We start from the raw sequence: 6274 nt of genomic DNA, 5'->3' as shown, positions 1-6274 counted from the left end.
CTGGATGAAGTCGAACATCCGAAGCCGGGCAAGGAATTCATCTATGCGACCTACAATGAATTCGTCCTCGACAAGCCTTGGGCCAAGGAAGCTTCGGTGCGTCCGAAGTCGATTGCGCGCGAGATGTTCGAGAATTGGCAGTCCTTTGAGGACTATGTGAAAGCTTACGGATTGGAACGCAGTGAAGCGGTGCTGTTGAGGCACCTTTCGGAGGTTTACAAGGTGCTGAACCAGACCGTGCCGCCAGCGGCGAAGACCGAGGATCTGGAAGAAGCGGAGGGTTTCTTCCGGGATCTTCTGCGTGGGGTGGACAGCAGCCTGATCGATGAGTGGGAGAAGTTGAAAAACCCGGATTACGTTCCGGAAGAGACATCGGCACCGACCAAGACGGTGCCCTTTTCACGCCGTAAGGCGGAGTTCGAACGGGCGGTCCGGCACGCCGTTCTGGATTTCGTCAAGGACCTGTCGCTTGGGAATATCGAAGCGGCTTTGGAGCGGGTTGAAGGTGGTATCTCGGTCGCGGAACTGCGTGAGGCGATGGCCGTCCATGCCGCGGAGCACGGCTTCATCCGCATGGACCCCGAGGCGCGAAATGCGAAACACTTCCGGGTGGAGTCCGCTCAGGGTTCATCGAAAAGGAGGCTTGAGCAGGTGCTGGTGGATAGCGAGGACTTGAACGACTGGAGCGTGGTGTTCGAACTCGATGTTGAGAGATCGGATGAGAAGAATGCGATTGTTCTCAGCCTGCTCGATATCGCGCCGTTTTAGAGTTCCCGTTAGGAAGCCCGAGAACCTCTGGACAGAACCTGATTCAGGCGGAGGCGGTTTTGGCGCTGGAGGACAATGCAGGGGAGGTTCGAGAAGATGGCGTAGGCAACGATGATGATTGCCCATGGCCAAGGGGTCCAAAAGATGAAGCTGGAGATCACGAAGAGCTGCGCCCAGTGGGCGGCTTCGCTGCGGCAGGTTTCCGCGCGGAATTTTGCGAGAAATTCCGTGCTGGCGGATCGCAGGTTTCGTTTGGCGAAGCCTCCAAACCAGGGGCCTGCATCGGGGAGATGGGACTTCCACGACCTGATCCGGAAGACGCGATCGAGCATGGTCGCCGTTTCACCGGGCAGAGCGGGGAAGGCGCTGGGAGGGAACCAGGAAAGCGGCATCCGGGTGAAGAGCCACGAGATCCCGAAGTGGGCGATCGGAATGCCAAGGCCGTTGAGGAGGCCGATCCAAAGGTTGGGAAGTTCAAGCCACATCGCGACCTTTCCATTGGGTGGTTCCGCCCTTTTTCTTGTGGATGAGCGCGGAGGCGAAGAGTCCTTGATAGAAGAACAGCGGGATGGGAAAGAGCAGGGCGCTCCAGCATGAGAAGCGACCGACTTGTCGGAAAAGAATGATGAGAGTGATGGCGACGGCCAAGTAGCAGCCCAGCACCCAGGGGATGGCCGCCGGGCCGCCGAGTGGAAGCATCAAGGCGATCATGGCAAGCGCCATGAGTCCGATGAGCCAGAGAATGCAGAGCGTCATGGCGAAGGTGGAGGTCAGCCCGGCACCGGAACTGAAGCCCTTTTTCCAACTGGCGGTCAGCTCGCCAAATCCCTCGGGAAACATGCGCATCGAGATGCTGCCTTTTCCGAGATAGCAGAGCCGCTCAATGCCGCGCTTCTCAAGTTCGCCCGCGAGATGGAGGTTCTCGAGAACGGTTTTCTTCACGGACTCGTGACCGCCGATGTCGTGGTAGAGTTTCCTTGGAATGAGAAGGGTCTGGCCGAAAAGACCGATGCCTTTTGCTTGGTCGGCGCGGTAGGTGAAGGCACCAATACCGCCGACCATCAGCAGGTTGAAGAACACCGAAAGTTCTTCATAGGGACTTTCGATCCGGTGCCAGGGGCAAACGGAAATCACGGCGCTGGGCGATGCAGACGCGGTGGCTGCAAGGCGGGCGAGGGCGCTGGGTTGGAGCTCGACGTCGGCATCGAGAAAGAAGAGCAGTTCACCCGTTGCGGCTTCGGCTCCCTGCTGGCAGGCCCAGGGTTTTCCGAACCAGCCATCCGGCAGATCCTTGCCGCGAATGACCCGGCACTGGTGGGATTCAGCGACGGCGGCGGTTCGGTCTTCGGAGTGATCATCGACCACGATGACTTCACAGGCCGCGAGTGACTGCTGGTTGATCGAGGGAAGCAGGCGTTGCAGGTTGGATTCTTCGTTGCGAGCCGGAATGATAATCGAAATGCTCGGAGCTGCCCGGTCGATTTCCGTTGTGAGCCTGGGGAGCTTTCGAAGCCGACAGAAGAGCAGCGCCATCGCGGTGATTGCGAGGACGCTTGCGATCATGGCCGCAATGATGAAGGCCGCACTCAACGCTATCTTTCTACTTGGGCGACGAGGCGGTCACTGACCTTTTGTCCGCAGAGAATTGCCATCGGCATGCCGCCGCCGGGGTTCACGCTGCCGCCGGTGAAGAAGAGGTTCTTGTATTTCTTGCTCTGCTTGGGAGCCTTGAAAGCGCGATTGAGCTTCCAATCACTAACGACGCCGTAGATGGATCCCCGGTTCGAGAGATACATGCTTTCGATGTCGAGTGGAGTCAGGGTGTCCTCGACAATGGTATGCTTGCGCAGATCGGTGAGGCCCATGCGTTCGAGCTTGTCGAGGACGCGGTCGGCGAAGGCCTTGTAGTCCTCCGCTGTTAGAGGATTCTCCGGATTGATCGGCGGGATGTGCGGGAGGATCTTGATGTTGTCGCAGCCCTCGGGTGCTTTGGTGGGATCGGTGCGGGTGGGAGCCACCAGGTAGATCGTCGGGTCGTCCGGCAGCTGGCCCTTTTTGAAGACGGTGTCGAAATGCTTCGACTGGTTCTTCGAGTAGAAGAAGTTGTGGTGGGCGAGTTGCGGGTAGACGCGGTCGGTGCCGAGATGGATGACGAGGCCGGAGCAGGCGGGTTGGAAGCGTTCGAGCTTCTTGAGGAAGCCGGGTGATTCCTTGAGCAGGTGCTTGTAGGCGGGAATGACCTCCATGTTGCAGACGACGTAGTCTGCTTTGAGGTGTTCGCCGTTTTCCAGGACGACGCCGGTGACCCGTTTTCCTTCCTTCGAGATTTCCCGTACCCGTGAGTTGAGATGCACCGGAATTTCGAGGTCATCGAGCAGGCGATTCAGGCCACGAGCGAGGTTGTACATGCCGTCCTTCACATACCATAGTCCGTGATCGAACTGAATGAGGGACATCATGTTCATGTAGCCCGGAGCGTCGGTTGCGGAGGATCCGACATACTTGATGAAGTACTCGAAGATCCGCTTCAGGTGCTCGCTGCTGAAGTGCTTGGCGATGGATTCCGCCATGGTGTTGTTCCAGTCCATGCCGCGGCTAAGTCCGAAGAATCCGTAGTGCCGGATCATCTCCCAAGTGGTGTCGAGCCCTTCAGCGAAGTAGCCGCTGTCGACCATCTTGTACTGCTCGCGTCCGTAATTGAGGAAGCCTTGCAGGTCTTTCCAGTGCTCTTCGGGATTGCCATCGAGTTTGGCGAGCTCGGCCTTCATCAGCTCGTTCTCCTGATAGAGATCGATGACCTTGCCGTCCTCGAACACGTTTCGCCAGTGGGGCGTGACGGCTTGGAGTTGGACGTAATCCTGCATCTTCTTGCCAGCCCGGGCGAAAAGGTCCTCGAAGATCGAGGGCATGGTGAAGATCGAAGGGCCGAGATCAAAAGTGAAGCCATCGATTTCCCGGACGTTGAGCTTGCCTCCAATTTGGGCGTTTTTCTCAAGGATCTCGACATCGAAGCCTTCGGCGCGGAGTGAGATGGCCGCTGAGAGCCCACCGAGACCGCTGCCGACCACCAGAATTTTTTCCTTTCTACGTTTCATGACATTTCCGAGATCTGCCCGTGCGCAACCTCTGACTTGTGTCAGATTCATCGCGTGTCCGAAGTTTGCAACCCGGGAGATCGATCAATAGAAGCTTTTTCAGAAGATTCGCTGCGCCGACTCGTGGAGGGTATGAGGGCGGAGGCTGGTTCACTGGATCCCGAAGCCAGAATGGCCATTTTGGAGCGGATCCTGAAGCTCATTGAGGAGTCCGAGGACCAGATCCTCGATGCCCTTGAGAGTGATTTTGGAAAACCACGGATCGAGGCCTGGTTGGCTGAGGTGTTGTTCGTAAAGACCGAGCTGAAATACATCCTGAAGCGATTGAAGGGTTGGGCACGGCCGCGGAGGGCCGGTCATCCTTTCTACTTTCTCCCTGCCAGAAGTGAGGTTCGTCGGGAGCCCTTTGGGGTGGTGCTGGTGATGGCTCCGTGGAATTACCCGCTGCAGTTGGCCTTGAGCCCTGCGATTGCCGCGATCGCGGCCGGCAACTCGGTGGTGATCAAGCCTTCCGAGTTGGCACCGGCCACAGCGGCGGTTCTTGAGCGGATCATTCGAAAGTCCGCCTCTCCCCGGCTGGTGGCGGTCGTCTGCGGCGACGCAGCGGTGGGTGAGCGGCTGCTCGAGCAGGACTTCGATTTCTACTTTTTCACCGGCGGCGAGCGGGTCGGGCGACTGGTGGCTAAGGCGGCGGCCGAACGGATGGTGCCTTGCGTGCTGGAACTGGGGGGAAAGAGTCCGGCGGTGATTCATTCCAGCACGGAACTCGATATCGCGGTGGAGCGTATCGTTTTGGGAAAGTTCTTCAATGCCGGGCAGACCTGCATGGCCCCCGATTTCGTGATGGTGCCGGAGGCGCTACTTCCGAAATTCCGCGCGCGGATTCGGCAGGTGCTCGATGAGACCTATGGGAAGGAGGGTGCGGAAATCGCTCGCTGTGTGCACGAGGGTCAGCGTGACCGGGTGCTCGCGCTGGTGGCCGACGATGCCGAGCAGGTCGGTGAGGACGGTCCGCATTCGCTCCAGCTCGCTCCGCGCTGGGCTGTGGTCGATTGGGAGCATCCTTCCATGCAGGAAGAAATCTTCGGACCACTGCTGCCAGTGGTGACTTACCCATCCGACGACGACTGTCTTGGCCGCCTCGCGGATCTGCCGTCTCCGCTGGCGCTCTATTTGTTTTCGGGCGACGCGGATTTCTCCGAGAGGGCGATGCGGGTCATGCGTTCGGGCTCGGTGTGCATCAACGATGTGATGAAGCAGGCGACGAATCTCGAGCTGCCTTTCGGTGGCGTGGGAGCCAGCGGACATGGAAGATATCGAGGGAAGGCGGGGTTTGATGTGTTCAGCTACGAGCGGTCCGTGACACGGCGCTTCATGATTCGGGACCTGTTTCAGTTGAAGCCGCCATATGGCAACTTGTTGGAAACGATGAGGCGCTGGATTCGCTGAAGACTCGAGCGCGGCTACTCGTTGGCGAGAGGGATCAAACGGACGGGGCCCAGAAGGCCTGAGGGTGAGGGAGGGCGGTTGGACTCGGGGCCGGGTTGGGGGAGATTGGTGACCGCGATGTCGAGGCGGTTGGTGCCTATGCGGAGAAAACGGGAGAGGTCGAACTGGTGCGGAGGGGTGTAGGCGGTGCCGGCATCGTTGCCATTGACGAAGACGTGGGCGGTGTGGGCGACCTGACCGAGGTCGAGCAACCAGTTGCCTTCGGTGGGAATCTCGAAATCAATCGTATAGCGTGCGGTACCGGAGAAGCGGACGGCACGGGGATCGCTGAGGGTGGTCCATGAGCCGAGGATCGGCGCTTCAAACTCATCAGGAAGCTCGGGCCCACCCTCGGTGAACTGGACCTTCCAGGTGCCGCCAATGGTTCGGATGTTGCCGGACGGGGTCAGCTCGGTCCATTTCGGTCCCTCGGCTTCGCGACCGGTGAAGGTCCTGAGGATTCGCGACTCGCCCGGCTCGAGGATGAGCCGGACCTGGCTGCGCTCCCCATCCTGTCTGATCGGGGTGACGCCGCTGCGCTTGAGGAAGCGGGGATCCATGAGGATGGCGGAGGTGGCGGGGGTGGCGAGTGTGACCCATTCATCGACGGGGTCGGGACTTCGGTTGACGATGAAGTAATGGTGACCCTCGCGATGACTGCGGCGGACAAAACGGAGGCCGAGTTGACTCATGGGCTCTGATTGGACACCGGCATCGGTCAGAAGATCAAGTAGGTCGTCACCTTCAAGAATCTGGGACTCGGGGATCTCCTGCAGGGTCGTGAAAAGGGTTCCTCGCCGAATGTCTGGCATCGGAAAGCCCGGAACGTCGCGCGGCCAATCGCCGAGGATCGTGATGCTTGCGCCGCGACGGGTCAGCGCGAGGATCTGTCGGGCGGTGTTCTCGGGCAACTGCCGTACTTC

General features: G+C 59.3%; 6 protein-coding genes. 2 read left to right on the top strand and 4 right to left on the bottom strand.

Features of this window, described 5'->3' with window-relative positions; genetic code table 11:
- Nucleotides 1-768 (top strand): DUF3516 domain-containing protein (locus WBG04_RS20300; RefSeq protein ID WP_424316551.1); only part of this gene is annotated, 768 nt, incomplete at its 5' end.
- A gap of 8 nt (nt 769-776) precedes the next feature.
- Here WBG04_RS20300 and WBG04_RS20295 read toward each other — a convergent pair.
- The 3 genes from WBG04_RS20295 to WBG04_RS20285 are packed head-to-tail and all read right to left on the bottom strand — an operon-like array spanning nt 777 to nt 3863.
- Nucleotides 777-1253, bottom strand: a complete 477-nt coding sequence (locus WBG04_RS20295) for a hypothetical protein (protein WP_424316550.1) — start codon at nt 1251-1253, stop codon at nt 777-779.
- On the bottom strand, nt 1243-2358 hold the full coding sequence (locus tag WBG04_RS20290) for a glycosyltransferase (RefSeq protein ID WP_424316549.1): 1116 nt from the start codon (nt 2356-2358) through the stop codon (nt 1243-1245). Before WBG04_RS20290 ends, WBG04_RS20295 begins: the two co-directional genes overlap by 11 nt.
- Before the next feature lie 2 nt (nt 2359-2360).
- Nucleotides 2361-3863 carry a phytoene desaturase family protein gene (locus tag WBG04_RS20285; RefSeq protein ID WP_424316548.1) on the bottom strand — a complete coding sequence of 501 codons (1503 nt, stop codon included), beginning with the start codon at nt 3861-3863 and terminating at the stop codon, nt 2361-2363.
- A 132-nt stretch (nt 3864-3995) separates the two neighbouring features.
- On the opposite strand from WBG04_RS20285, the gene WBG04_RS20280 reads away from it, so the two are divergent.
- Nucleotides 3996-5312: an aldehyde dehydrogenase family protein gene (locus WBG04_RS20280; RefSeq protein WP_424316552.1), complete on the top strand. Its 1317-nt coding sequence runs from the start codon at nt 3996-3998 to the stop codon at nt 5310-5312.
- Nucleotides 5313-5326: 14 nt separating this feature from the next.
- Here the strand turns inward: WBG04_RS20280 and WBG04_RS20275 are convergent.
- Nucleotides 5327-6274: glycosylhydrolase-like jelly roll fold domain-containing protein (locus WBG04_RS20275; RefSeq protein WP_424316547.1), on the bottom strand; the 948-nt coding region annotated here is incomplete at its 5' end.

The organism is Haloferula sp. (assembly GCF_049672945.1).
GTDB lineage: Bacteria > Verrucomicrobiota > Verrucomicrobiia > Verrucomicrobiales > Akkermansiaceae > Haloferula.
The sequence above is the reverse complement of the archived record's forward strand: the minus strand, read 5'-3'. Positions and strand labels throughout refer to the sequence as shown.